This window comes from Rhodococcus sp. BH4, from assembly GCF_002079265.1.
Taxonomy (GTDB): domain Bacteria; phylum Actinomycetota; class Actinomycetes; order Mycobacteriales; family Mycobacteriaceae; genus Rhodococcus_F; species Rhodococcus_F qingshengii.
Genome location: NZ_CP014941.1, coordinates 1,706,912 through 1,730,952 on the forward strand (window position 1 = coordinate 1,706,912; position 24,041 = coordinate 1,730,952).

General features: G+C 63.7%; 23 protein-coding genes. 18 read left to right on the top strand and 5 right to left on the bottom strand.

The window, feature by feature from the left end; genetic code table 11:
- Positions 1–48 precede the first annotated feature (48 nt).
- From A0W34_RS08020 to A0W34_RS08055, 8 genes are all read left to right on the top strand, one after another.
- On the top strand, positions 49–1,275 hold the full coding sequence (locus tag A0W34_RS08020) for an MFS transporter (RefSeq protein ID WP_003942019.1): 1,227 nt from the start codon (positions 49–51) through the stop codon (positions 1,273–1,275).
- Positions 1,221–2,048, top strand: coding sequence for an alpha/beta fold hydrolase (locus A0W34_RS08025; protein ID WP_042452989.1), 828 nt, complete (start codon positions 1,221–1,223; stop codon positions 2,046–2,048). Before A0W34_RS08020 ends, A0W34_RS08025 begins: the two co-directional genes overlap by 55 nt.
- A gap of 42 nt (positions 2,049–2,090) precedes the next feature.
- The gene (mshA, locus tag A0W34_RS08030) at positions 2,091–3,419 is read left to right on the top strand and encodes a D-inositol-3-phosphate glycosyltransferase (protein ID WP_003941843.1); all 1,329 of its coding nucleotides are present in this window, start codon (positions 2,091–2,093) and stop codon (positions 3,417–3,419) included.
- Positions 3,416–3,913 carry a YbjN domain-containing protein gene (locus A0W34_RS08035; protein WP_047268888.1) on the top strand — a complete coding sequence of 166 codons (498 nt, stop codon included), beginning with the start codon at positions 3,416–3,418 and terminating at the stop codon, positions 3,911–3,913. The genes mshA and A0W34_RS08035 overlap by 4 nt, the downstream gene beginning before the upstream one ends.
- 139 nt (positions 3,914–4,052) lie before the next feature.
- The gene (locus A0W34_RS08040; RefSeq protein WP_042452995.1) at positions 4,053–5,654 is read left to right on the top strand and encodes an AMP-binding protein; all 1,602 of its coding nucleotides are present in this window, start codon (positions 4,053–4,055) and stop codon (positions 5,652–5,654) included.
- Positions 5,655–5,700: 46 nt separating this feature from the next.
- On the top strand, positions 5,701–6,456 hold the full coding sequence (locus A0W34_RS08045; protein WP_003941992.1) for a phosphoglyceromutase: 756 nt from the start codon (positions 5,701–5,703) through the stop codon (positions 6,454–6,456).
- Between the two features lie 162 nt (positions 6,457–6,618).
- Complete coding sequence (locus tag A0W34_RS08050; protein ID WP_003941938.1) at positions 6,619–7,854, top strand: sensor histidine kinase; 1,236 nt, start codon at positions 6,619–6,621, stop codon at positions 7,852–7,854.
- Complete coding sequence (locus A0W34_RS08055) at positions 7,851–8,540, top strand: response regulator transcription factor (RefSeq protein WP_081557554.1); 690 nt, start codon at positions 7,851–7,853, stop codon at positions 8,538–8,540. The genes A0W34_RS08050 and A0W34_RS08055 overlap by 4 nt, the downstream gene beginning before the upstream one ends.
- A gap of 87 nt (positions 8,541–8,627) precedes the next feature.
- Here the strand turns inward: A0W34_RS08055 and A0W34_RS08060 are convergent, their stop codons facing one another.
- Positions 8,628–9,413, bottom strand: coding sequence for a hypothetical protein (locus tag A0W34_RS08060; RefSeq protein ID WP_003941928.1), 786 nt, complete (start codon positions 9,411–9,413; stop codon positions 8,628–8,630).
- Positions 9,414–9,479: 66 nt separating this feature from the next.
- On the opposite strand from A0W34_RS08060, the gene A0W34_RS08065 reads away from it, so the two are divergent.
- The 3 genes from A0W34_RS08065 to A0W34_RS08075 are packed head-to-tail and all read left to right on the top strand — an operon-like array spanning position 9,480 to position 12,455.
- Complete coding sequence (locus A0W34_RS08065) at positions 9,480–10,430, top strand: Ppx/GppA phosphatase family protein (RefSeq protein ID WP_003941975.1); 951 nt, start codon at positions 9,480–9,482, stop codon at positions 10,428–10,430.
- Entirely contained in the window at positions 10,430–11,563 is a 1,134-nt protein-coding gene (locus tag A0W34_RS08070; protein WP_064074200.1) for a hypothetical protein, read from the top strand. The genes A0W34_RS08065 and A0W34_RS08070 overlap by 1 nt, the downstream gene beginning before the upstream one ends.
- Before the next feature lie 7 nt (positions 11,564–11,570).
- Positions 11,571–12,455 carry a sugar phosphate isomerase/epimerase family protein gene (locus tag A0W34_RS08075; RefSeq protein WP_042923251.1) on the top strand — a complete coding sequence of 295 codons (885 nt, stop codon included), beginning with the start codon at positions 11,571–11,573 and terminating at the stop codon, positions 12,453–12,455.
- On the opposite strand, the gene A0W34_RS08080 is transcribed toward A0W34_RS08075, so the two are convergent.
- The 4 genes from A0W34_RS08080 to A0W34_RS08095 form a co-directional block, all read right to left on the bottom strand.
- A complete protein-coding gene (locus A0W34_RS08080) occupies positions 12,435–13,868 on the bottom strand; it encodes an HAD-IB family hydrolase (RefSeq protein ID WP_003941905.1) in 1,434 nt (477 codons plus the stop codon). The two genes, A0W34_RS08075 and A0W34_RS08080, sit on opposite strands and share 21 nt — an antisense overlap.
- A complete protein-coding gene (locus A0W34_RS08085; protein ID WP_007735324.1) occupies positions 13,865–16,201 on the bottom strand; it encodes a glycerol-3-phosphate 1-O-acyltransferase in 2,337 nt (778 codons plus the stop codon). The genes A0W34_RS08080 and A0W34_RS08085 overlap by 4 nt, the downstream gene beginning before the upstream one ends.
- A 3-nt stretch (positions 16,202–16,204) precedes the next feature.
- Complete coding sequence (locus A0W34_RS08090) at positions 16,205–17,671, bottom strand: wax ester/triacylglycerol synthase domain-containing protein (RefSeq protein WP_058227475.1); 1,467 nt, start codon at positions 17,669–17,671, stop codon at positions 16,205–16,207.
- 155 nt (positions 17,672–17,826) lie between these two features.
- Positions 17,827–18,450: a TetR/AcrR family transcriptional regulator gene (locus tag A0W34_RS08095; protein WP_003942051.1), complete on the bottom strand. Its 624-nt coding sequence runs from the start codon at positions 18,448–18,450 to the stop codon at positions 17,827–17,829.
- A 150-nt stretch (positions 18,451–18,600) separates the two neighbouring features.
- On the opposite strand from A0W34_RS08095, the gene A0W34_RS08100 reads away from it, so the two are divergent.
- The 7 genes from A0W34_RS08100 to A0W34_RS08130 all read left to right on the top strand — a co-directional run bounded on the left by A0W34_RS08100 (position 18,601) and on the right by A0W34_RS08130 (position 24,025).
- Complete coding sequence (locus tag A0W34_RS08100) at positions 18,601–19,239, top strand: MerR family transcriptional regulator (protein ID WP_007735320.1); 639 nt, start codon at positions 18,601–18,603, stop codon at positions 19,237–19,239.
- The gene (locus A0W34_RS08105; protein WP_042453009.1) at positions 19,236–20,081 is read left to right on the top strand and encodes a thioesterase family protein; all 846 of its coding nucleotides are present in this window, start codon (positions 19,236–19,238) and stop codon (positions 20,079–20,081) included. The genes A0W34_RS08100 and A0W34_RS08105 overlap by 4 nt, the downstream gene beginning before the upstream one ends.
- A 34-nt stretch (positions 20,082–20,115) precedes the next feature.
- On the top strand, positions 20,116–20,931 hold the full coding sequence (gene proC, locus A0W34_RS08110; RefSeq protein WP_003941923.1) for a pyrroline-5-carboxylate reductase: 816 nt from the start codon (positions 20,116–20,118) through the stop codon (positions 20,929–20,931).
- A 126-nt stretch (positions 20,932–21,057) separates the two neighbouring features.
- Complete coding sequence (locus A0W34_RS08115) at positions 21,058–21,294, top strand: helix-turn-helix domain-containing protein (protein WP_003941845.1); 237 nt, start codon at positions 21,058–21,060, stop codon at positions 21,292–21,294.
- A gap of 244 nt (positions 21,295–21,538) precedes the next feature.
- The gene (locus A0W34_RS08120; protein WP_003402602.1) at positions 21,539–21,640 is read left to right on the top strand and encodes a 30S ribosomal protein bS22; all 102 of its coding nucleotides are present in this window, start codon (positions 21,539–21,541) and stop codon (positions 21,638–21,640) included.
- 217 nt (positions 21,641–21,857) lie between these two features.
- Complete coding sequence (locus A0W34_RS08125; RefSeq protein ID WP_063314775.1) at positions 21,858–22,991, top strand: NAD-dependent epimerase/dehydratase family protein; 1,134 nt, start codon at positions 21,858–21,860, stop codon at positions 22,989–22,991.
- A complete protein-coding gene (locus A0W34_RS08130) occupies positions 22,988–24,025 on the top strand; it encodes a lysophospholipid acyltransferase family protein (RefSeq protein ID WP_081557555.1) in 1,038 nt (345 codons plus the stop codon). The genes A0W34_RS08125 and A0W34_RS08130 overlap by 4 nt, the downstream gene beginning before the upstream one ends.
- The last annotated feature ends 16 nt before the right edge of the window (positions 24,026–24,041 follow it).

Sequence of the window (24,041 nt, forward strand, 5' to 3'; positions counted from 1 at the left end):
GAGTCGGCCTCGGCTCTGTGAACCTTGTTCAGTGCACGAGAAGCTGACATGAGCGAATCCACCAACAAAGGCCTGCTGAGCGCCTACCGCGAGATCTTTGCCGCCCCCGGATCGGTCGCCTTCTCGGCCGCCGGATTTGTCGCAAGGCTGCCGATCGCCATGATCGGTATCGGAATCGTGACGATGATCTCGCAACTTCGTGGTGACTACGCGCTCGCCGGCGCGCTCGCCGCGGTTTTTGCGCTCTCGTCGGCGATCATCGCGCCCGCGGTCTCGCGTGCGGTCGACCGCTTCGGACAGCGAGCGGTCCTGCCGATTGCCGCAGCCGTGAGCGTCACCGCGATCGGGGCGCTCCTGCTCGCAGTCCGGATGGAAGCTCCCGACTGGCTGCTGTTCGTTCTGGTCGTCCCCGGCGGCGCCACTCCGACGATCGGCGCGATGATTCGCGCCAGGTGGGTGGCGATCTATGTCGGAAAACCTCAGCTGCGCACCGCCTTCGCCTTCGAATCGGTGGTGGACGAGCTCTGCTTCGTGGCGGGCCCGGTCATATCGGTAGGTCTGAGCATCGGGCTCTTCCCCGAGGCTGGACCACTGGCAGGGTTGATCCTGCTGGTCACCGGAACCCTGCTGCTGGTCATACAGCGCGGAACCGAACCGAAGGTGCATCCGCGTCGACCCGGCCGCGGACGATCGGTTCTCGGTAACCACGTGATGTGGATCGTCATCGTGATCATGGTGATGCTCGGAACGATCTTCGGCGTCATCGACGTCGGCGCCATCGCGTTCACCAAGGAACAGAATTCGCCGGGGTCGGCGACGCTGGTCCTCGCGCTGTTCGCCGGCGGTTCGGGAATCGCGGGACTGATCTTCGGGTCGATGCACCCGGCGCGATCGCTGCGCGGGCAGTTGATGATCGCGTCCTCGGCGGTCGCCGTTCTCAGCGTCCCGCTTCTGTTGGTCGGAAACGTGGCCGCACTTGCGGGTGCCTACGTGCTGGCGGGCGCGACCATCGCACCGACGCTCATCATCGCGACAGCCCTGGTCGAACAGATCGTCCCACCGGAAAAGCTCACCGAGGGAATGACCCTGACGGTTACCGGCCTCGGCGTCGGCGTGGCGCTCGGGTCTGCGCTGGCCGGACAGCTGATCGATCGCTACGGCGTCCCGTCGGCCTACATGCTCGCCGTCGGCGCCGCAGTCGCAGCCTCTATCGTGACGGCATGTCTATTCGTGAAGCCGTCAGCGTCGACGGCACGTCCATCGTCTATCGAGTAACCGGAAATTCGGCGGGGACCCCGCTGGTGTTGCTGCACGGCTGGGCTCAGTCCTCGCAGTGCTGGGGCGAGCAGGTCCTCGCGGACCTGGCCGCGGACTATCGGCTGATCGCCGTCGATCTGCGCGGCCACGGTTACTCAGATGCGCCCGAATCCGGATACGACGATTCCGCGAACTGGGCCGGCGACGTCGCGGCTGTTCTTGCGGCCGAAGGCGTCACCGAGAACGCGATCCTGCTCGGCTGGTCGTACGGCGGTCTGGTGATCTGCGATTACCTGGCAGCGCACGGCACCGGCGCGGTGGCGGGCGCGGTTCTGGTCGGGGCGATCACCAGCATCGGGCGCGGCGAAAAAGGTGGCAAGGTCGGCTCGGCGATGCGTAGCGCAGTTCCCGGCGCGATGTCCGAAGATCCCCGCGAGGCGATCCGTGCACTCGGCGCTTTCGGCAATGCTCTCACCGGCCCACCCGAGGGCAAGGGTGCAGCGTCGCAGGCCTTGTTCGGGTACAGCCTCTCGACGCGTCCGCGGGTGCGCGCAGCACTGTTCAACCGTGCTGTCGGTCACGACGAGTTGCTTCGCAACCTGGACATCCCGGTCCTCGTTCTGCACGGAACCGACGACTCCGTCGTCGACGTGAGCGCAGGTAAGCACGCCGAGGAACTGATTCCCAAGTCCCAGGCGTCGTACTGGGAAGGCTGCAATCACGGCCCGTTCGTGGAGGATCCGACACGATTCGTGTCCGAAGTGCGAACCTTCATCTCGAGCCTCGGTTAGAGTTCGCGCCCGGTGAGGGGGCAGTATGGAGTCGTGACGCCCATGCACATTTCGCGCCCTCGCCGGGTGGCCGTTCTCTCGGTCCACACCTCGCCATTGGCACAACCCGGCACCGGTGACGCGGGTGGGATGAACGTCTACGTTCTGCAATCCGCCATTCAGCTCGCCAAACGTGGCGTCGAGGTGGAGATATTCACCCGCGCGACGTCCTCGGCCGACGCACCCGTGGTGGACGCCGCTCCCGGAGTGCGGGTTCGGAACATTGCTGCTGGTCCCTTCGAAGGGCTGGACAAGGCGGATCTGCCGACTCAACTGTGTGCCTTCGTCGCAGGAGTTCTGCGGGAGGAAGCGCGCCACGAGCCCGGGTACTACAGCCTGATTCACTCGCACTACTGGTTGTCCGGTCAGGTCGGCTGGCTGGCCCGCGACCGCTGGGGCGTGCCCCTCGTACACACCGCCCACACCCTCGCGGCGGTGAAGAATCTTTCGCTTGCCGAGGGAGACACCCCGGAGCCGGCAGCACGTCAGATCGGCGAGCAGCAAGTAGTCGCCGAGTCCGATCGCCTGGTCGCCAACACCACCGACGAAGCCAAGGCGCTGCACGAGTTGTACGGCGCAGATCCCACGCGTATCGACGTCGTGGCTCCCGGCGCCGATCTCACCCGCTACCGACCGGGCGATCGCGATTCCGCCCGCGCGTCGTTGGGGTTGGACCCGGGCGAGGTCGTCGTGACTTTCGTCGGCCGGATCCAACCTCTGAAAGCGCCGGACGTTCTGCTGCGTGCTGCCGCCGAAGTGATCAGCCGTCGCCCCGAGTTGCCGTTGCGCATCCTCGTCGTCGGCGGGCCGTCCGGAACTGGCCTCGCGCGGCCGGACGTGCTGATCGAACTGGCACGCTCACTCGGCATCACAGCGCAGGTGACGTTCTTGCCGCCGCAGGCTCCTGAGCGTCTCGCCGATGTCTACCGTGCCTCGGATCTGGTTGCGGTGCCGAGCTATTCGGAGTCCTTCGGATTGGTCGCCATCGAAGCTCAAGCCTGCGGAACTCCCGTGATCGCCGCCGACGTCGGCGGACTGGGAGTAGCCGTACGCAACGGGGAGACAGGCCTGCTGGTTCAAGGACACCGCACCGAAGACTGGGCCGGCGCCCTCGAATCTTTGGTGACAGCACCGACGCGCTTGGCCGAACTCGCCGCGCAGGCACCGCGTCACGCCGAAAATTTCTCGTGGGAACACACCGCGGACGGTTTGCTCGAGAGCTATCGCAAAGCCGCAGTCAACTACAACAACGGAACCGGTCCCAGCGACTTCTCGCCCCGCCGTGCGCGGGGTCTGTGGCGTCTGCGCCGGACCGGGGGAGTGCGTACATGAGCAGCATTTCGGACACCATCGAGCAGGCCCTCACCGAGCGTGAACTCGACTTCACCAGAAAAGACGACGCGCATTTCATCGTCGAACTTCCCGGTGAACACAAACTCAAGACGTCGACTCTGCTCACCGTCGGCAATCACGGTGTGCGGGTCGAGGCCTTCGTGTGCCGCAAGGTGGACGAGAACTTCGAAGGCGTCTACAAGTTCCTGCTCAAGCGCAACCGCCGTCTGTACGGGGTGGCGTACACACTCGACAAGGTCGGGGACATCTACCTGGTCGGCAAGATCGCGGAGCATGCCGTGACCGGCGATGAACTCGACCGAGTGCTCGGTCAGGTTCTCGAAGCCGCCGACGGCGATTTCAACGTCATCCTCGAACTCGGCTTCTCCTCGTCCATCAAGCGTGAGTGGGCGTGGCGGGTGTCGCGAGGTGAGTCGCTGGCGAATCTCGAACCGTTCAAGCACCTCATCGAGGAAGAGCCCGCGCAGAGCTGATCGAGCGGGGTGAGACACATCGCGGATGTGTCACGTAAAGTGGCCTTTACTTGTGACTGTCGTCACGGAATAATACTGTTCCCGTGAGTCACAGTAAGTTGGTCACACCACCCCGCCGCGCAACTTTTCGAGGAGCACAGTGAGCTTCAAGAGTCCGTTCCCCGACGTTGAAATCCCCAACCTCAGCGTCTACGACTTCCTGTTCGGAAACACCGACCCCGCAGACCTCGACAAGACGGCCTTCGTCGAGGGCAGTTCGGGCGCAGTCACCACATACGCTTCGCTGATCGCACAGATCAACGGCGTTGCAGGCGCACTCGCAGCGCGCGGACTCGCCGTCGGCGACGTGGTCGGGCTGCATTCGCCCAACGTCCCGGCCTTCGGTTCCGTCTTCCACGGCATCCTTCGTGCCGGCGGCGTCGCGACCACGATCAACGCGCTCTACACCGCCGAGGACATCGCCAAGCAGCTCACCGATTCCAAGGCCAAGTTCCTCTTCACCGTCTCGCCGCTCCTGCCGCAGGCAAAGGCAGCTGCTGACCTGGTCGGTATCCCGGCCGAGAACGTGTTCGTGCTCGACGGGGCCGAAGGCCACCTCTCGCTGCGTGATCTGCTCGGCGAGGGTGCAGCGGCGCCCGAGGTCTCCTTCGATCCGGCCACCCAGCTCGCGGTGCTGCCGTACTCCTCGGGCACCACCGGCCGACCCAAGGGGGTCATGCTCACTCATCGCAACCTCGTGGCCAACGTCTGCCAGATCATTCCGCGGATGGGCATCGAGACCGACGACAAGATCCTCGCGGTCCTACCGTTCTTCCACATCTACGGCATGACGGTCCTGCTCAACGCTGCGCTCTACCGCCGCGCGAGCCTCATCACGATGCCGAAGTTCGATCTCGTCGAGTTCCTGCGGATCGTCGCCGAGCAGAAGTCGACGTACATCTTCGTCGCACCGCCCGTTGCCGTCGCGCTGGCAAAGCACCCGCTCGTCGATCAGTACGACCTCTCGAGCGTGCACACCATCTTCTCCGGTGCGGCCCCGCTCGACGCGGCGCTCGGCAAGGCCGTCGCCGACCGGTTGAACTGCCACGTCCGCCAGGGCTACGGCATGTCCGAGATGAGCCCGGTCTCGCACGCGATCCCGTTCGATCGTGACGACATCGCCCTCGACACGTGCGGTCCGACCATCGCCAACATGGAATGCAAGCTCGTCGACCCCGGAACGGGCGAAGAGGTCGCGTACCCGGCTCTCGGCTCGGACGGCGTCAGCGAGCCCGGCGAACTGTGGTGCAAGGGCCCGAACATCATGCTCGGCTACCTCGGCAACGACCAGGCCACCAAGGACACCCTCGACGACGACGGTTACCTGCACACCGGTGACATCGCGACCGTCGACGGCGACGGCGTCGTCAAGATCGTCGACCGCCTCAAGGAACTGATCAAGTACAAGGGCTACCAGGTTCCCCCGGCGGAACTCGAGGCCTTGCTGCTGACCCATCCGCAGATCGCCGACGCCGCAGTGATCGGTGTGCTCGACGCCGAGGGCGAAGAGGTCCCGAAGGCATTCGTCGTGCTCCAGGACGGCGCCGAGTTGACCGAAGACGACGTGATCTCGTTCGTCGCCGAGCGCGTCTCGCCGCACAAGAAGGTTCGCCAGGTTTCGTTCATCAGCACCGTGCCGAAATCCGCGGCCGGAAAGATCCTCCGCAAGGATCTGCGAACTGCGGAAGTAGCCCCGAGCTGATTTCCGGACAGGGTTGATCAAGAAGGGTTCCGGTACTCGTGCCAGGATGAACGCCATGAGTATCGGAACCCTGGTCCTGCTCCGCCACGGCGAGAGCGAATGGAATGCACTCAATCTGTTCACCGGCTGGGTGGACGTACACCTGACAGACAAGGGCATGGCCGAGGGCAAGCGCGCCGGCGAACTGCTCGCCGAGCACAACCTGTTGCCCGACGTTCTCTACACGTCTCTGCTGCGCCGCGCGATCAGCACCGCAAACCTCGCGCTCGATGCCGCCGATCGCCACTGGATCCCCGTGGTCCGCGACTGGCGCCTCAACGAGCGTCACTACGGCGCTCTGCAGGGCAAGAACAAGGCGCAGACCAAGGAAGAGTACGGAAACGAGCAGTTCATGCTCTGGCGTCGTAGCTACGACACCCCGCCGCCCGCCATCGAAGCCGGCAGCGAGTACAGCCAGGACACCGATCCCCGGTACGCGAACCTCGACGAGGTTCCCTTGACCGAGTGCCTGCTCGACGTCGTCAAGCGTCTGATCCCGTACTGGGAGGACACCATCTCCCAGGAGCTGCTCGCCGGTCGGAACGTGCTGGTCACCGCGCACGGCAACTCGCTGCGTGCGTTGGTCAAGCACCTCGACGGCATCTCGGACGAGGACATCGCGGGCCTGAACATCCCGACCGGAATCCCGCTGCGTTACGACCTCGACGAGAACCTGAAGCCGCTCAATCCCGGCGGCACCTACCTGGATCCGGAGGCCGCAGCTGCCGGCGCCGCCGCGGTGGCGAATCAGGGCGGAAAGTAGCAACCCGATGATGTGCGTCGAGGCCCCCCGAACAGTGATTTCGGGGGGCCTCGGCCAACAGCAGATGAACGACGAACCAACGCCGTCCACCTGGCGGATTACACGGGTGGGAACGTCCGAACCCGCCGTAACCGACTCTTCGCGCGAACGTACGATTGCGCCGTGAGTGTCGTGATTGCAGTGCTGCTGGTCGTGGTCGCCGGCTTGGTCGGCTACCTCGTCGGCGGGGTGCTGGTACCCAGGCTGTCGTCGCGCCAGAGTCAGCGCTCGGACGAACAGACCGGGCTCACGATGTCCCAGGTTCTCGACCTCATCGTGTTGGCTTCGGAAAGCGGTATCGCCGTCGTCGACGGTTTTCACGACGTCGTGCTCTTCAATCCTCGCGCCGAGGAACTCGGTCTCGTCAAGAATCGTCTGGTCGACGAGCGAGCTTGGCGGGCTGCTCAGGAAGTTCTGCGGACGGGTCAACCCGTCGAGGTCGATCTGACGGCGCAGACCGCTCAGCGGGGCCGCGACAAGATCGCGGTACGTGGCACGGCCCGGTTGCTCAGCAAGGACGATCGCAACTTCGTGGTCCTGTTCGCCGACGACGATTCCGAGCAGGTCCGCATGGAGGCGACCCGACGCGATTTCGTCGCGAACGTCAGCCACGAACTCAAGACGCCGGTCGGTGCGATGAGCCTGCTCGCGGAGGCGCTGCTCGAGTCCGCTGACGACCCGGAATCGGTGCGCCACTTCGGCGAACGGGTGCTCGGTGAGTCGATTCGTCTGGGCAAGATGGTCACCGAGTTGATCGCACTCTCGCGTCTGCAAGGTGCCGAGAAGCTGCCGGATCTCGACGTGGTCGACGTCGACACCGTGGTGTCCGAAGCACTGTCGAGGTCAAATCTGTCGGCCGAGGCCGCCGGGATCACGGTCACCACCGACCATCCGAGTGGGCTGGAAGTACTCGGGGATCAGACTCTCCTCGTCACGGCATTGTCCAACCTCATCGAGAACGCTATTGCATACTCGCCCAAGGGTTCTCCGGTTTCCGTCAGTCGGTCGGTACGCGGCGACAATGTCGCGATCGCAGTCACCGACCGAGGAGAAGGCATCGCGAAAGCGGACCAGGAGCGAGTGTTCGAGAGATTCTTCCGCGTGGACAAGGCGCGGTCACGGCAGACCGGTGGAACCGGTCTGGGGCTGGCGATCGTCAAACACGTCGCGGCCAATCACAACGGCTCCATCGAACTGTGGAGCAAACCGGGTACAGGGTCTACCTTCACGTTGCAGATACCGGCACACGTGGAGTCGGACGACGACATCGACTCTGACGACGCGGGAACCGCCGGTTCCACGCGGATCGGCAGACGAGAACAAGGCAGTAGAGAAAACGGCATGGAGGCCAAACGATGACGAGTGTGCTGATCGTGGAGGACGAGGAGTCCTTGGCGGACCCGCTGGCGTTCCTGCTCCGCAAGGAAGGCTTCGAGACCACCATCGTCAACGACGGACCGTCGGCGTTGGCGGAATTCGATCGCTCCGGAGCGGACATCGTCCTGCTCGACCTCATGCTGCCCGGCATGAGTGGCACGGACGTCTGCAAGGCGCTGCGGTCGCGCTCCGGCGTCCCCGTCATCATGGTGACGGCGCGTGACAGTGAGATCGACAAGGTCGTCGGACTGGAACTCGGTGCGGACGACTATGTGACCAAACCGTATTCGGCGCGTGAGCTGATCGCTCGCATCCGTGCGGTGCTGCGCCGCGGGGTGGAGAACGAGGCGGACCTCGTCTCCGACAACGGGGTGCTCGAGGCCGGACCGGTACGGATGGACGTCGAGCGCCACGTCGTGCAGGTCGCGGGTAACCCGGTGACGTTGCCGCTCAAGGAGTTCGACCTCCTCGAGTACCTGCTCCGCAACTCCGGTCGGGTGCTGACCCGCGGACAGTTGATCGACCGCGTCTGGGGCGCCGACTACGTCGGTGACACCAAAACCCTTGACGTACACGTGAAGCGGTTGCGTTCGAAGATCGAATCGGATCCGGCCAAGCCGGAACATCTGGTCACGGTCCGTGGATTGGGTTACAAGCTCGAAGCGTGATCGAACCTCGTCGAGAAGAAATGTCGAGAAGAATTCAGCCGCTCACACGATCGTGTGAGCGGCTGAATTCTTTTTGTTCAGGCGGAGTCAGCCCTGAGCTTTGTTCTGAGCGATCGTGGTCGCCGGATGGACTGCGATGAGGCCGAGGCCCGCGCGACGTCTGCAGAGGCGAGCCAGCTCGTCGTACGCGCGCTTTCCGAGAAGCTCCGTCAACTCGGGCCCGTAGGACTGCCAGACCTGCCGCTCCCCGACATGAGCGTCGGGGGAGCCGGAGCAGTACCAGGCGAGGTCGTCGCCGCCCTCACCCCAGCCGCGGCGGTCGTACTCGGTGATCGTGGTCTTGAGGATCTGGACGCCGTCCGGCCGGTCGACCCAGTCCTGGGTGCGGCGGATCGGTAGCTGCCAGCACACGTCCGGCTTCACCTCGAGCGGCTCGATGCCCTTCTTGAGCGCCATGGAATGCAGAGCGCAGCCCTCGCCTCCGGCAAAACCCGGCCGGTTGAGGAAGATGCACGCTCCTTTGTAGCGGCGGGTGCGCAGCGCGGGCTCGTCCTCGAGGTCGTCTTCTTCGACGTAGCCCTTCTTGCCGAGACCCTTTTCCATGAACTGCCAGTCTTCGGCTGTGAGCATTTTCACTGACGCATCGAGCTTGTCCTGATCTTCCTGATCGGAGAGGAAAGCGCCGTGCGAGCAGCAACCGTCGTCCGGGCGGTCTCCGATGATGCCCTGACACGCCGGCGTGCCGAACACGCAGGTCCAATGCGAGAGCAACCACGTCATATCAGCGGAAATGAGGTGTTCGGAGTTATCCGGATCGACAAATTCGACCCATTCGCGCGGGAAATCGAGATCGACCTCGGGGCTCGGAGTCATCTTGTGGGACCGGTCTGGGTTACCTGCTGTCACAAGGGCCGACCGTAGACCCAGTAACGTGGCGATGTGCGACTAGGGGTACTCGACGTCGGAAGCAATACCGTCCATCTATTGGTTGTGGACGCCCATCGGGGCGGCCACCCAACACCCATGAGCTCGACCAAGTCCACGTTGAGGCTGGCAGAAAACACTGACGACCGCGGCGATATCACCACGTCAGGAGCCGATCGGTTGGTCTCGACGGTTTCCGAATTCGCCGGTATCGCCAAGACGTCCGGGTGCGAGGAAATGATGGCTTTTGCCACTTCCGCGGTCCGTGACGCCAACAATTCCGAAGCCGTACTCGCCCGCGTCCGCGCCGAGACCGGAGTCAACCTCGAGGTTCTGTCCGGGGTCGACGAAGCCCGCTTGACCTTTCTGGCCGTGCGCCGCTGGTACGGCTGGAGCGCCGGACGCATCCTGAACCTGGACATCGGCGGCGGCTCGCTCGAACTCACCGCAGGTGGTGACGAGGATCCGGACGTCGCCTTCTCACTGCAACTCGGTGCCGGACGGTTGACGCGCGACTGGCTACAGGCTGATCCGCCGGGCAAGCGCCGGGTCGCTGTATTGCGCGACTGGCTGGACGCGGAGTTGGTCGGACCAGCCAAGGAACTGCGCGCCGCCGGCGACTGGGACCGCACGGTCGGGACTTCGAAGACCTTCCGATCGTTGGCTCGGCTCACCGGCGCGGCCCCTTCTGCCGCAGGCCCCCGGGCAAAACGGACCCTGACTTCCAGCGGACTCAGGCAACTCATAGCCTTCATATCCAGGATGACGGCAGCGGACCGTGCAGAATTGGAAGGAGTGAGCTCGGATCGGTCACAGCAGATTGTGGCCGGCGCGCTCATCGCAGAGGCAACCATGCGGGCGCTCGGAGTGGACGAACTGGAAATTTGTCCCTGGGCACTGCGTGAGGGTCTGATTCTGCGAAAGCTCGACACAGAAATGGGCGGTGAATTGGTGGTGAGTGCTTGATGACCGAGGACAGTCAGCAGATTTCCGTAGCGGAACTGCTCAAGCGGAACGGTCAGAGCGTCGAATCCCGAGGTGGACGACGCCGGCGCGGCGTAGCCGGTGGCATCTCCGTCGCCGAACTGACGGGTGAGATCCCGATCGTTCGCCAGTCGGGATCGCGCGCGGCCGCCGAGCCCGAGTCCGACGAACCAGCAGCCCAGCCTGAAGCCGCTGCGCCGGAAACCGCTGCGCCGGAGAACTCTGCACCTTCAGCGCCGGCCGAGGCTGTCGCGGAAACCGCCAAGTCAGTCGAACCGGCACCGAAGGTTCCCGCCGATCGCACCGCAGCCTTCGCCGTCTCGTTCGACGACGACGATGACGATGACGAGCCGCAGGCACCCAAGGGTGAGTCGAAGCCGGTTGCTGCGCCGCCGGTCACCACTCCGAAGCCGACTTCCACACGTTCGCCGGGACAGACCTCGAAGTCCTCGCCCGGGCAGTGGGTGAGCCGGGCACCGCTCAACTCCTCGTCACCGACGCAGGTAACGCAGGAACCAGCCCTGCTGTCGGGTCAGACCCTGGCGGGCGACCTGATGCGTCAGGAGCGCGCCGCAACGCAGTCGCCGTCGTTGCGTCCGCCGATCCTGCCGCCGCGTGTCCCCACTCCCGTCGCCAAGGCACCTGCACAGACCGCTCCCGCTCCGGCCGCGCCGGAAGAGAGCACCGAACTGATCGACAAGATTGCAGACGCGGATGCCGGCGAGGCCGAATCCACCGCCGTGGTCGATCTGGTCAAGGCGCCGGCTGTCGATGACGGTGCAAAAAAGACCAGTGCCGCCGCGGAGTCCGATGTCGAAGCCGAACCGGCAGCGGAAGAGGCAGGCGAGCGTAACTCGATCCGTGAATGGGCAGTGCTTGCCGGTCAGGTGGTTGTTGCACTGATCGTCGGCGGCGCGATGTTCAAGGGCTTCGAGAAGCTGTGGGACATGCTGCCATGGGTGGCGTTGGTGCTCGCGCTGATCGTGATCGTCGGCTTGGTTGCCGTCGTGCGGGTTCTGCGCAAGACAGACGACATCACGAGTTTCGTGATCGCGGTGGTCGTCGGCATGATCGTGACGCTCGGTCCACTGGCGTTCTTGTTGACCTCGGGTTGATCGGACGATGATCGGGGGATCGCAGCGCATGGTTCGTCGGCCGATAGCCGTCGGCCTGTCGACGGCTTCGGTATATCCGGAGAACACGGAAGCAGCATTTCGCTACGCCGCTGATCTCGGATACGACGGCGTCGAACTGATGGTGTGGGCCGAATCCGTGAGTCAGGACATCGGTGCTGTTGCTGCCCTCGTTCGCAAGTACGCCATTCCGGTGCAGGCCGTGCATGCGCCGTGTCTGCTGATTTCGCAGCGCGTGTGGGGTTCCGATCCGGTCGAGAAGCTCGAGCGTTCGGTGCGCACCGCCGAAACCTTGGGAGCGACGACGGTGGTCGTCCACCCGCCGTTCCGGTGGCAGCGCAAGTACGCCGAAGGCTTCGCGGAACAGGTTGTCGAACTCGAATCGAAGAGCAGCGTCGTGGTGGCGGTGGAGAACATGTTCCCCATGCGCGCCGACAGCTTCTTCGGCGGCAAGGACAAGTCCGCGGAGCGTCTGCGTAAACGTGGCGGTCCAGGGGCAGCGTTGTCCGCGTTCAGTCCGTCGTACGACCCGACCGATTCCGATCATGCTCACTACACACTCGACCTGTCGCACACCGCAACGGCGGGCATGGATGCCCTGGAGTTGGCCTCCCGCATGGGCAAGGGGCTCGAGCACCTGCACCTGGCCGACGGTCGCGGGGCGTCGATGGACGAGCACCTGATTCCGGGGCATGGCTCACAGCCGTGCGCGGAGTTGTGTCAGCAATTGGCTGCGAGCGAATTCAGCGGCCAGGCAGTCATCGAGATCAACACGCAGAACGCGCGCACCCGGCGGGAGCGGTCGTCGATGCTGGCGCAGGCGCTCGCGTTTGCACGCGAGCACCTGGCACGCTCAGCGGTGGCCGGCAAGTAGCGCAGCTTCGAACTGCGCGCGCACCTTCTCGACGTGTGCGTCGAGGTCTTTGGTCTCCCAGCCTTCGGTCGAGATGGGATCGAGCACCGAGACATAGACCGGGCCTGGATGGGCGACAAGCGAATTGCGCCACATCCGTTCACCCGCGTTGTGAATCACCACGGGCACGATCGGCACACCGGCTTGGATCGCCAAGTGGAATCCACCCTTCTTGAAAGGGCCCAGACGTGGCGTCGGAGAACGGGTGCCCTCCGGAGCTATGACTATCGAGACACCATTCTTCAGCTTGTCTACTGCCGGTTGCAGTGCAGCCTTCGCCTTCGTGGTGTCGGTGCGGTCGATGTAGGCGACGTCGAGCAGTGCACCGACGGGCATGAACCGCGGATCGCTTGCCGCTTCCTTCTTCGCGACGCCGGTCACGTCACGCTTGATCACGGTGCCCAGGACCAACATGTCCAGGGAACTCTGATGGTTGAACATGAACACCGCCGGGCGGTGATCCCACACGTTGTGCTCGCCGTCGATCTCGACGTCGATGCCCAGCAGTGAGAGCGAGATGTCGGGGCCGTACGTGCCGACCAGGTTCGCACCCAGTTGACGGTTCCCGGTGACAATGCCTGCCGACGCACCGAGGGCGGCGGTGGCAGCAAGCGCGCCCATGGCCGTCGCCGTTCGGATCGTGGAGATCGGTGTTGCGCCTCGTTGCGGTTTACGCAGGCTGACCGAAGGCCAGTGATTGCGCAACGCGATCTTGGCCAGACCACGATCGGGATTCAACGCGACAGGTCGCCCGACGGCCTCGAGCATGAAGACGTCTTCGACACCGTTGGAGTACGCAAACGCGTTCTTCAGATCGGCGCCCATCTTCTCGGCATAGCCTGCAAGGGCATTGGCCTTGGCCGGCCCCCACAGTGCGGGCGAAGACAGTTCGCCGGTGAGCATGCCGTCGACGACTTCGGGCTCGGTGCACAGCACGTCTTCGATGTCGAGATCTTCGGCGACGTACTTGGCCTGGAACGGAGTCGCCGACGTAGCCATCACGATCGTGTGGCCGGCTCGCCGGTGTGCCGCCAGTAGCCCGCGGGCTTCCGGGTAGATCATCGCGGCGATTTCCTGCTTGAACAGCCGTCGGCCCCAGTCGTTCAGTTCCTCGACGGTACGGCCGCCCAAGGCTCGAACGCCGATGTCCATGAGTGCTCCGACGTCAGCACCGCGGAATTGGGTGTCGATCGCGGCACCGGTGGTGCGCAAGAGTTCGCCGACGCTGATATCCAAGCGTCGCAGGCGGTCTCGGTACACAACGCTGGCCGAGTACCCGCTGATCAAGGTGCCGTCGAGGTCGAAGGCGGCGATCGTTCCGGGCCCGGGCGGGGCGGCTTCGATGGCGGAGTGCAGACGCTCGAGTCCGGTCACAGTCCTACTTCCTCGTTCGCGGCGGGCGCTCGGTTTGCTTCTGGAATGGTCACTACCGCAGCGGCGTCCGGTACCGGCATCGCCACCTGATCGAGTCGTGCATGCGCGAGTGCGCGAAGGTGACGCAGGCGCTCGACCTGAACCTTGATCTCGGCAGCGAATGCCAGGCGCCGGGCCCGGACTCCGTCGTCGTCGACTTCGATCAAGTTACGGTTGCGCGCCAAATTCAGTGCGGTGGCGAACAACTCACCGGAGACGGATTCGTTGCTGGCGATCTGCTGCCGCAGTCGACGCTGATGTGCGACGTCGATGCAGTTGCTGATGAACGACTTTTCGTCGAACGATGTCGAAATCGGCGCGAGCACAAGCTGATCGGCGACAACCTGGTACGCCTCGAGGAACGGTTGGAGCACGCGGTGCGCGAGGTACGGGCGAACCGTCTCGATCATGTGCTCGGTTCGTTTGTCGTCGGCCATGACGGTTTCCCACTCGGGGTCGATCAGCGTCAGCTCGGTCCGCATCTCCTGCTCGAACGTGTCCCGGTCACTGAAGAAGAACTCGAATTTCAACAAATCTCGGATGCGCTTGGCCTCTGCCCACCCGTCCCCGATGGGGTCCTCGAACCGCTCTTCGACGGCTGCCTGAAGTACGAGTTCGGTGATGGCACGCACGACAAGAAAGTGAATCGTGTTGTTGCGGTAGAAGGCAGCGACAAGATGCTGGTCCTTGCCGAGGTAGAAGACCTGCTCGCCGCCCCGATCGAAGCGCTCGAGCACCCCGGAATCGACGTGTGTCTGCAATGCCTTCTCGATGACACGCGGATCGGACAGTTCGACGTCGCCGGCGATCGGAAGATTTCGCGCGGTGATGTAGCCGAACAGCGGCGTGAGAATCGCGGTGAGTTCACGAACTGTCAACGCCCGGTCTTCGATTCCGAGGAACGCCAACATCGCCAGTGAAGACACGGTCACCGGGGTGACCTCGTTGATGCGGTGACACACCTCGATGCCGGCCTTCTGAATGGCGAGGCGCTGATCGGTTTCCTGGCTGAGTGCGTCCGCGAGTGAGAGCGGCCGGCCGATGGTCACGTGCGCGACACCGTTGCGTTTTCCCTGGGCGCGTACGTAACCCACCATCCAGCGCAGGCCTTCCGGTGTCTTCTCGGCGCCGAGCGCCTCGGCAGCCATGGCCCCGACCTCGTAGAGTTGGTCGTAGCTCAGCGCAACCGGGACGAGGTACACGTCGGACGCTCCGCTGACCTGAAATGCCTTGGTCAGGTAGGTCAGGAGACCGAAGCGCGGCGGGCGTAGTTTCCCGGTACGTCCGCGTCCACCTTCGATGTACCACTCCAGATTGAAGCGCTTGGTCAGCAGATAGCGCATGTACTCGTGCATCGACCACTTGTAGACCTCGTCGTTGCCGATGCTTCGACGAATGAAGACGGTGCCGCTGCGCTTGAGGATCGAGCCCATGGGCCAGAAACTGATGTTGAGGCCGCCCATGACGTGATTGAGCGGCAAGCCGTTCGCGATCAACGCCGGACGCAGGACGAGGGGATCGAGGTACGAACGGTGACTGGGGAGGAAGACCAGTGAGTGTTCCTTGTTCAGCTCACGGAGTTCCTCGAAGCGGCTCGTGTCCACGTCCAGCTTGTAGGCGCGAGCGAAGTAGCGGCCCAGGCGATCCCACACCGCGATGGCTTGGCGACTCTGGGTGGCAACCATTTCTTCGAGAGCTTCACGTGCGCGGCGATCGACTTCGGCGACGGCGATGTTCAACCGGTCGGCCAAAGCCATGACCTCGGTGGCGAATCGGCGGGTGTCGGTGATCTCGTCGACGACGAACCGTGACACCTTGTACTGGCCACCCAGTAGGCCCAATTCGGCTCGTTCGAGTGCCAGAGCGGCCTGCCGTCGGATGAACTCCGGTAGCGAACCGCCACCGCTCTTTTCGAGGCGACGCTCGAGATCGCTCAGTGGTGCGGGTTCACCTTCGATGACCTGGCACCGAGAGGGGTCGGTGCGCAGGGTTCTGCGTTGTGCACCGCGTCCGGGGTGGAGAGGATCGCGTGGTGCCAGCGCATCACGTAGTCGCACCGCGACGTTGTGCTTGGTATGGGTGTCCGGAATCCACACCACGCGAAGCGGTGCGAGCATCGGGTCGTCGGTCCGTGCCGCCAGTTCTGCCAGGGTCTTGTCGGTGATGTTGACGGTGACCGGCCGAGTTTCGGATGAGCTTGCCTTGTCGGCAAGCCACTTTCGCAGCACGCCGGCTTCGGCCTCTGTCATGGTTTCGGTGAGGTACACGCGCGGGTTGGTCGTGTTCTCGCTCATGACTCACGCGCCTTCCGTTGTGACTCCGAGAGCGACGATCTCGTCCAGGCTCTCCTGCAAGCACTGCATCAGCAGCGCGGGTTTTGTGATCGCAGCGGTGTCGAGATTGATTCCGATACAGCACACCCCGACGTGGGAGACCAGTGTCGCCATTGCCGCGCAACCGGGCGCCGGGCCGAACGGGAACATCCGCTCGATCTTCGCTCCGGCGAGATAGACCGGTACCGGTACGCCGGCGACGTTGCTGGCCTGCAGGTCCAGTCCTGTCGACTGGGACAGATACCAGTTCGCGAGTAGATAGTTCGGCAGGCGAGCGAGGATCGGGGCGGCGACGTCGATAGCGTCCAACGCCGGTTCCTCACGCAGACTCAGAACGATCTCTCGCACCTGCCTGATGCGTTTGGCCGGATCCGTTTCGGAGACCGGGCCGTTGAAGCGAACGGCTGCAAACCGGTTGCCGCCGTTGGCGTCTGCGCCCGTACGCATGCTGATCGGCATACCCATCGGAATGCTGTCGACGGATTGTCCGAAGGCTTCGTGGTAGCGATGGAAGCCGCCGAGCAAAGCGGCGACGTACGCGTCGTTGAGTGAGCCGCCGGCAGCTTTCGCCCCGGCCTTGAGCTCGGGGACACCCACCTCGAGAGTTCCGAACCATCGTCCGAGACCACGATCGTGGAGCAGAGGGGAACCGGAACGAGCTGGGGGAGTGACGATCTTGCGGAGTGAATTGGCGTAACCGAGGACCTCGGAAGCTGTCGTGATCGGACTCGAGATTGCCGTGGTCGCAACATTGGTGGCACCGCGGACCAGCTTGGCGATACGCGAGGGCGCACGCCGGATCTCGCTGACGACCTCCTCGCCGAAGGCGCCCACCGATGACAGATGCTCAGGAGCAGGCGGTGTGCGGTCGGGCTTGTTCGGAGTGGGGTCCGGGCGTCTGCTGTGCAGGAGCGTCATCATCTGGATGCCGCCCATGCCGTCGGTGATGGAGTGGTGAGTCTTGACCACGAACACGGCGCGACCGTCGTCGAGACCTTCGATGAGCAGCGCGCTCCACGGCGGTCGAGCCTTGTCGAAAGGTTCCGTCGCAAGGTGACGACACATGCGCAGTGCGTGATCGAAGTCCGCCGGTGCAGGTAAGCGGACGCGTCGTAGGTGGTAGCCGATGTCGAACTCGGGATCGACGGACCACACCGGATTGCCCAGCTGCATTGCCGGTTCCACTGCTCGCATACGAATACGCGGAACCACGTGCGATGCCCACTCGACTGCGTCGAGAAGTCGATCCCAGTCCGGGGCACGATCGAGAACCTCCACCGCAACGATCGGTGAGCGCAGTTGCGGCTGCGCCTCTTCCATCCGCCACATTCCAGTCTCGAAGTCGGACATCGTGCGGTTCGCCCCCCAGGCGACCGCGGAAAGGTCGACGTCGACCGCGCTAGGAGGAACAAATGGATTGCTGTTGGCCATACGTCAAGAACTCCCTCGGTCTGCGGATCCACCCCGCGCATCTCTGCTTCTAAGTGTGGACCCGCGACCGTGGGCGCGTCCCGGTTTCGGTGTCAGCCGACAGGTGTGACGTTCGTCAGTTAAGGGCTAATCGGACATGCCGGGAAGTTCAGTGCTCAAGAAGTGACGCCGACGGCTTTCAGGGCTATCTCGCGGTAGAGAACACTGACTTCGCGCGGAGTCTGCGGTCCGTCGAGTCGATACCAGAGGACGACGGACTGACACATTCCCAGTAGCGCACGGCCCGTTCCGGTGATGTCCGGGACCGTGAACTCACCGCTCTCGACGCCTGCCGTCAGTACGTCGACGAGTAGGTTCTCGAGCTTCTTTCGCTTGGCGGCGTAGCTCTTTCGTTCCGCGTCCTCGAGGTATCGCAGTTCGGAATCGAGGAAGGCTATGTCGGAGCGACTGGTCATGTGCAGAACACACGCCTCGACGAGATTGCCGAACTGTGCCGTCGGCGACGGTCCGGCAGCGTCGACCGCAGCGCTCGCGCGTGCGGTGACGTTCTCGATGCCCGGTTCCATCAGCGCGACGAGGATGCCCTGTTTGTTGCCGTGGTGGTAATACAGCGTCGGCACGGTGACACCGGCACGTTTTGCGATGTCACGAACCGACGCTCCGTGGTAACCGAGTTCGTGGAACACCTCGAGTGCGGCGGTGAGCAGGGGAGTCAGCGTCAGTGGTTCCACGATGCGCCACTGTTCGTCGGGCTGAGCCTCCGACTGCAAATCCGTCATTCCGCCTGTTCGCTCCGTTCGGAAATTTCTGGTGGTGTGCGCAAAGAAGGTTCAACCCTAGCGCAAGGCGTGTCCTCCTTACCGATGCTCGGCCCCCATTGGATAGCATCACTATCCAGTAATGGGTCGAGCGAGTTGGACGGAGGAGCGGTGAAGGTTTCCGAACTGGCCGCACAGTCCGGCGTTGCACTGGCCACTATCAAGTACTACCTCCGTGAAGGTCTGCTGATGCCGGGTGAGCCGACCAGCGCAACGGGAGCGAGGTACGGCGAACAGCACGTCCGGCGACTCGCGTTGATCAGGGCCCTGGCCGGGGCGGGACTCGCGATTCCACGGATTCGCGCGGTGCTCGAACTGGTGGACAGTGACGAGCGATCCGAATTCGAGACTTTCGGCCGCGCAATCGCGCAACTACCCCCGTACGTCGAACCTGAACCGGATCCAGAGTTCCCCAGAGCTCGCAAGGTTCTGGAGTTTCTCGGTCAGGTCTTCGAGCCGAGGTACGTGGCGGTCGCGCACCTCGAGCGGGCACTGATCGGCCTCGAGGATGCCGGACTGAGTCTCTCGGACGCGCGCCTGCGCGCCTACGGCGACCACATCCGAGGGATTGCCGAAGTGGAAATCGAGCTGATGCCTACCAGTTCGACCGAGGACGGCATTCGCTATGCGGTCCTCGGAACCGCCATGTACGAACCCGTCCTGACAGCTTTGCGACGCCTGGCGCACCAAGATTTGGCCGCACGACATTTCCCGCAACACCGAGAAAGCACCGAACAGGAAAATCGATGAGCACCAGTCCCTTTCAAGATCTCAATCGCCTCACCTCGCTCGGCGACGGGCGATACACCGCAACGATCGATTCGATCTGGACCATCGGGCCGAAAGTGCACGGCGGTTCCATGATGGCTGTGTGCGCCGCTGCCGCGCGTCGATGTCTGCGAGACGGCGCAGGTGAGAACGACTCGCTTCTGAAGATGCAGCCACTCGCGGTGAGCGCCAACTATCTGTCGGCCCCAGATCCGGGTGAAGTCGAACTGGAGGTGATCGTCCGAAAGCAGGGACGCCAGGTCGCGTTGTTAGACGTCGAGTTGAGCCAGGCGGGCCGCAGCGCTGTTCGCGCGGCGGTCACGCTCGGATTCCCCGATGACGGCGACCCCACCTTCGTCACGGCCTCGTCGATCGACGACATGTCACCGGAACCGCCGGAGAGTGCGGTGGCAGTCATCGGCGATCACCCGATGGCGCAGGTCGTGCATGTCGGTCAGGGTTGCGACATGCGAATCGACACCACCTCGGCACACTTCCTGACCGGCAGCCAAGGCGAGGCCGAGGTCAGGATGTGGGTCCGTCCTCGACCCGAGGACGAAAACGACCTCGACACCGCTGTGCTGTTCGCGATCATGGCGGGTGACATCAGCGCGCCGGTGACGATGAACCGCGGCCTGTTCGGGTGGGCGCCGACCGTGCAGTTGACGACGTACCTGCGCCGACTGCCGACGCCGGGATGGCTTCGCGTGCGGGCGAGCTCGGATGTTCTGGGCAGCACGTGGTTCGAAGAGGATCATGCTGTTCTCGATTCGACGGGCGCAGTCGTCGTCCAGAGTCGTCAATTGGCGATGATGCCCCGCTAGGGTCGATCGCTGCGGTCGTGGCAGGCTGTTCGCCATGACAAGAATTGCGATTATCGGTGGCGGCAAGATCGGCGAGGCGCTGATCTCCGGGCTGTTGCAGGCCGGCCACGCCATCAAGGATCTGGTCGTCGCCGAGCAATATCAGCCTCGCGCAGACGAATTGATCGCCGAATACTCCATCCGCGTCAGCACGGTCGCCGATGCCGCCGAGGGTGCGGACGTCATCGTCATCGCGGTGAAGCCGAACGACGTCGAGTCAGCGCTCACGGCGTTGACGAAGGTCGATCTGGACGGCGACCTCGAACAATTGATCGTTTCCCTTGCGGCGGGAATCCCCACGGGATTCTTCGAAACGCGTCTGCCCGCAGGGTTCCCGGTCATCCGCGTCATGCCGAACACCCCCATGTTGGTCGGGGAGGGCGTGAGCGTGCTCTCGCCCGGACGGCACGTCAAGGCCGAGCATCTCGAGCTCGTACGCGGCATCCTCGGCAGCGTCGGCAAGGTGGTCACGGTTCCCGAATCGCAGATCGACGCGGTCACGGCTGTCTCCGGTTCCGGCCCGGCCTACTTCTTTCTGGTCGCCGAAGCGATGATCGACGCGGGAGTCGGTCTCGGCCTGACGCGCCCGGTCGCTACCGAATTGGTGGTGCAGACGATGGTCGGTTCCGCAGCGATGCTCGATCGCACCGGCGACAGCGCGACGGATCTTCGCGCCGCGGTGACGTCACCGGGCGGAACGACGGCTGCGGCACTGCGTCAGCTCGAAGCGGGCGGCCTGCGGACGGCGTTCTTCGATGCCTTGGATGCCGCCAAGTCGCGCTCGGCCGCGATGGGTGCAGCTGCGGATTAGTCGTCCGTTTAGCCACACCCGTCGCTTTAACCCCACCAGTACAGCTAAGCTCGACTTAGTACGTACGTGTCTGTTCCGCCGGAGGGGAAGCCGGCGGCGCGAGTCGTGCTGGAGGTATGTGGATTAATGGTGTCTGCAAACAAGCCGTCCATGGGTTCGTCCCACGACGGAAAGCCGGCAGTGGCCGGCACGCAATTCCTCACTGTTGCTGAGGTAGCAACTTTGATGAGGGTGTCGAAAATGACTGTGTACCGGTTGGTACACAGTGGCGAATTGCCTGCTGTACGAGTGGGCCGTTCGTTCCGTGTACATGCGAAGGCAGTACACGATTACCTCGAAACCTCGTACTTCGATGCCGGCTGACCAGCCGGTTCGAAGAGGATGACCTCGGCGTGAGCCGAGTCGCGGGCACAGCGGTTGCTGTGCCGGAGGCTCGGTTTATGCCGAGTGACTCCACACCGGTACGATGAGTCACTGTCGTACCAGCAAGCTGGTGTCGTAAGGCGCTGAGCTAGTTAAAACGAGGGCCAGGCGCCAATTGCTTGGCGCAGGCGTACGTGACCGGCGTGCGCAGGAACGCTAGAGAAGAACGTGAGGGACACCCGCTATGGGTTCAGTGATCAAGAAGCGTCGCAAGCGCATGTCGAAGAAGAAGCACCGCAAGCTGCTTCGTCGTACCCGAGTACAGCGCAGGAAACTCGGTAAATAAGCAGTACCTGTTGATGCCCGCCACCCCTTCCGGGGTGGCGGGCATCAGCATATTCGGGGGGAAGCGATGTGTGCCACGTCTCATTGGCTGGGCGGTTTGTCTTGAATGGCCGAAATTTGGGTAGTCAGCGCGGGACCCCCTCTGCCCGTAAAGTGGGGGAAAATCGCGGGAGGGACGCTTCGGTAGAGCGCGTTTCTACTGGATATGGGGGTACTTGGTGGTTGAAGGTGACAACACTTCAGGGGGCACGACGCCTCGCGTCGTACTGGTGACCGGGGCGAGCAGATTTCTCGGCGGCTACCTGGTGACCAGGCTTGCGCAGAATCCGTCGATCGAGCGTGTCATCGCCGTCGACGCCGTCAGTCCGAGCAAGGACATGATGCGCAGAATGGGCCGCGCGGAATTCGTGCGAGCAGACATCCGCAATCCGCTGATCGGCAAAGTGATCCGAAACGCCGAGGTCGACACCGTCGTGCACGCGTCGACGCTTCAGAAAGCCCCCAAAGCCGGCAGCCGCGCCGCGATGAAGGACATGAACGTCATCGGCGCCATGCAACTGTTCGCGGTCTGCCAGAAAGCTCCGACGGTTCGCAAGGTGGTCCTGCGCTCGGCTTCGGTCGTCTACGGGTGCAGTGCCAAGGATCCCGCTCAGTTCACCGAAGAAATGAGTGCGCGCCGCCGGCCGCCGGGCGGATATGCCCGCGACAGCCTCGAGATCGAGGGATACCTCCGCGGGATGGGGCGTCGGCGCCCGGACATTTCGGTCGGGATTCTGCGGTTGGCGCCGTTGATCGGACCTCAGCTGACTGCAACCGTCGGGCACTACGTCACCGCCCCACTCGTGCCCACCATCGTCGGGCGCAACGCGCGCCTGCAATTGCTCCACGTCGAGGATGCCCTCGCGGCGCTGGAGAAGGCGACCATCGGACACGCTTCGGGTACGTACAACATCGCCGGCGACGGAGTGGTCATGATGTCGCAGGCGATCCGCCGGGCAGGCAGGGTGGAAGTTCCCATGCCGCTCGCTCTGTTCCGCAGCGTCGGGAGCGCGTTGGTGGGGTCGTCCATGAGGCTGTACACCGACGAGCAACTCGAGTACTTCCGGTTCGGCTGCGGACTCGACACCACTCGCATGCGCAGCGAGCTGGGGTTCGAGCCGCGATGGACCACCATGCAAGCACTCGACGATTTCATGCGTGCGATGCAGACGCGCCGGATCATCAAGTCCGAGTGGATCGATCGGGCGGAGAATGCGTTGACCACCATCCTCGGCGGTGACGCCGCCGCGGCGGCAACAAGTGCAGACGTGATGCACATGCCGCTGTCGGGACGAAGTGCGGTGAAGGGGTGACTGACGTGGCGAAGGTAATTCCCCTGCGGCCCAGCGCAACTCACACCGGAAAGTCGGCAACTTCCCGTTCGCGTGAGTCCGTCACCGGTGCGGAGCGTGACATCCGTGAACAAAGTGAGCGCCGGCATCCGTCCGGAGTGTCCTCGGCGGCCGACCACGGCGGTGAGAGCACGTTCGTCGATTCGGCCAGGTCGGCGATCGTCGACCAGATCGCCTCGGTAGCAGAATTCCTCCGACGTCGGGTGTCCGGCGACTACGAGGTCGACGAGTTCGGGTTCGACCCGCATTTCGCGGACAACGTCGTCATGCCGATGTTGCGCCCGTTGTTCGAGAAGTGGTTTCGCGTCGAGGTCAGTGGGATCGAGAACATTCCCCTCACCGGGGGAGCGCTTGTGGTCGCCAACCACGCCGGTGTGATCCCGATCGACGGACTGATGACGTCGGTTGCCGTGCACGATCACCATCCAGCGCATCGTCCACTGCGAATGTTGGCTGCGGACATGGCATTCGAGATGCCGGTGGTGGGTGGACTGGCGCGCAAAGCCGGCCATACGTTGGCCTGCAACCCCGACGCCGAGCGTCTGCTCAACGACGGTGAAGTCGCGGCCGTGTTCCCGGAAGGATTCAAGGGCATCGGGAAACCGTTCAGTGAGCGGTACAAGTTGCAGCGGTTCGGGCGCGGTGGCTTCGTGTCGGCCGCAATGCGAACCGGTGTTCCGATCATTCCGTGCTCGATCGTGGGTTCGGAGGAGATCTATCCCAAAATCGGTGATCTCACCACACTCGCACGCGTTCTCGGTCTTCCGTATTTCCCGGTGACACCGCTGTTTCCACACTTCGGGCCGCTCGGCCTGGTTCCGTTGCCGTCGAAGTGGTACATCGAGTTCGGAAAGCCCATCGTCACCGACACCTTCGAGAGCGGTGCCGCCGACGATCCGATGGTCCTGTTCGAGGTCACGGACCACGTCCGGGAAACCATTCAGCAGACGCTGTATCGACTGTTGGCCAAGCGTCGCAACGTCTTTCTCGGCTGAGTTCGGTCCGGATCGC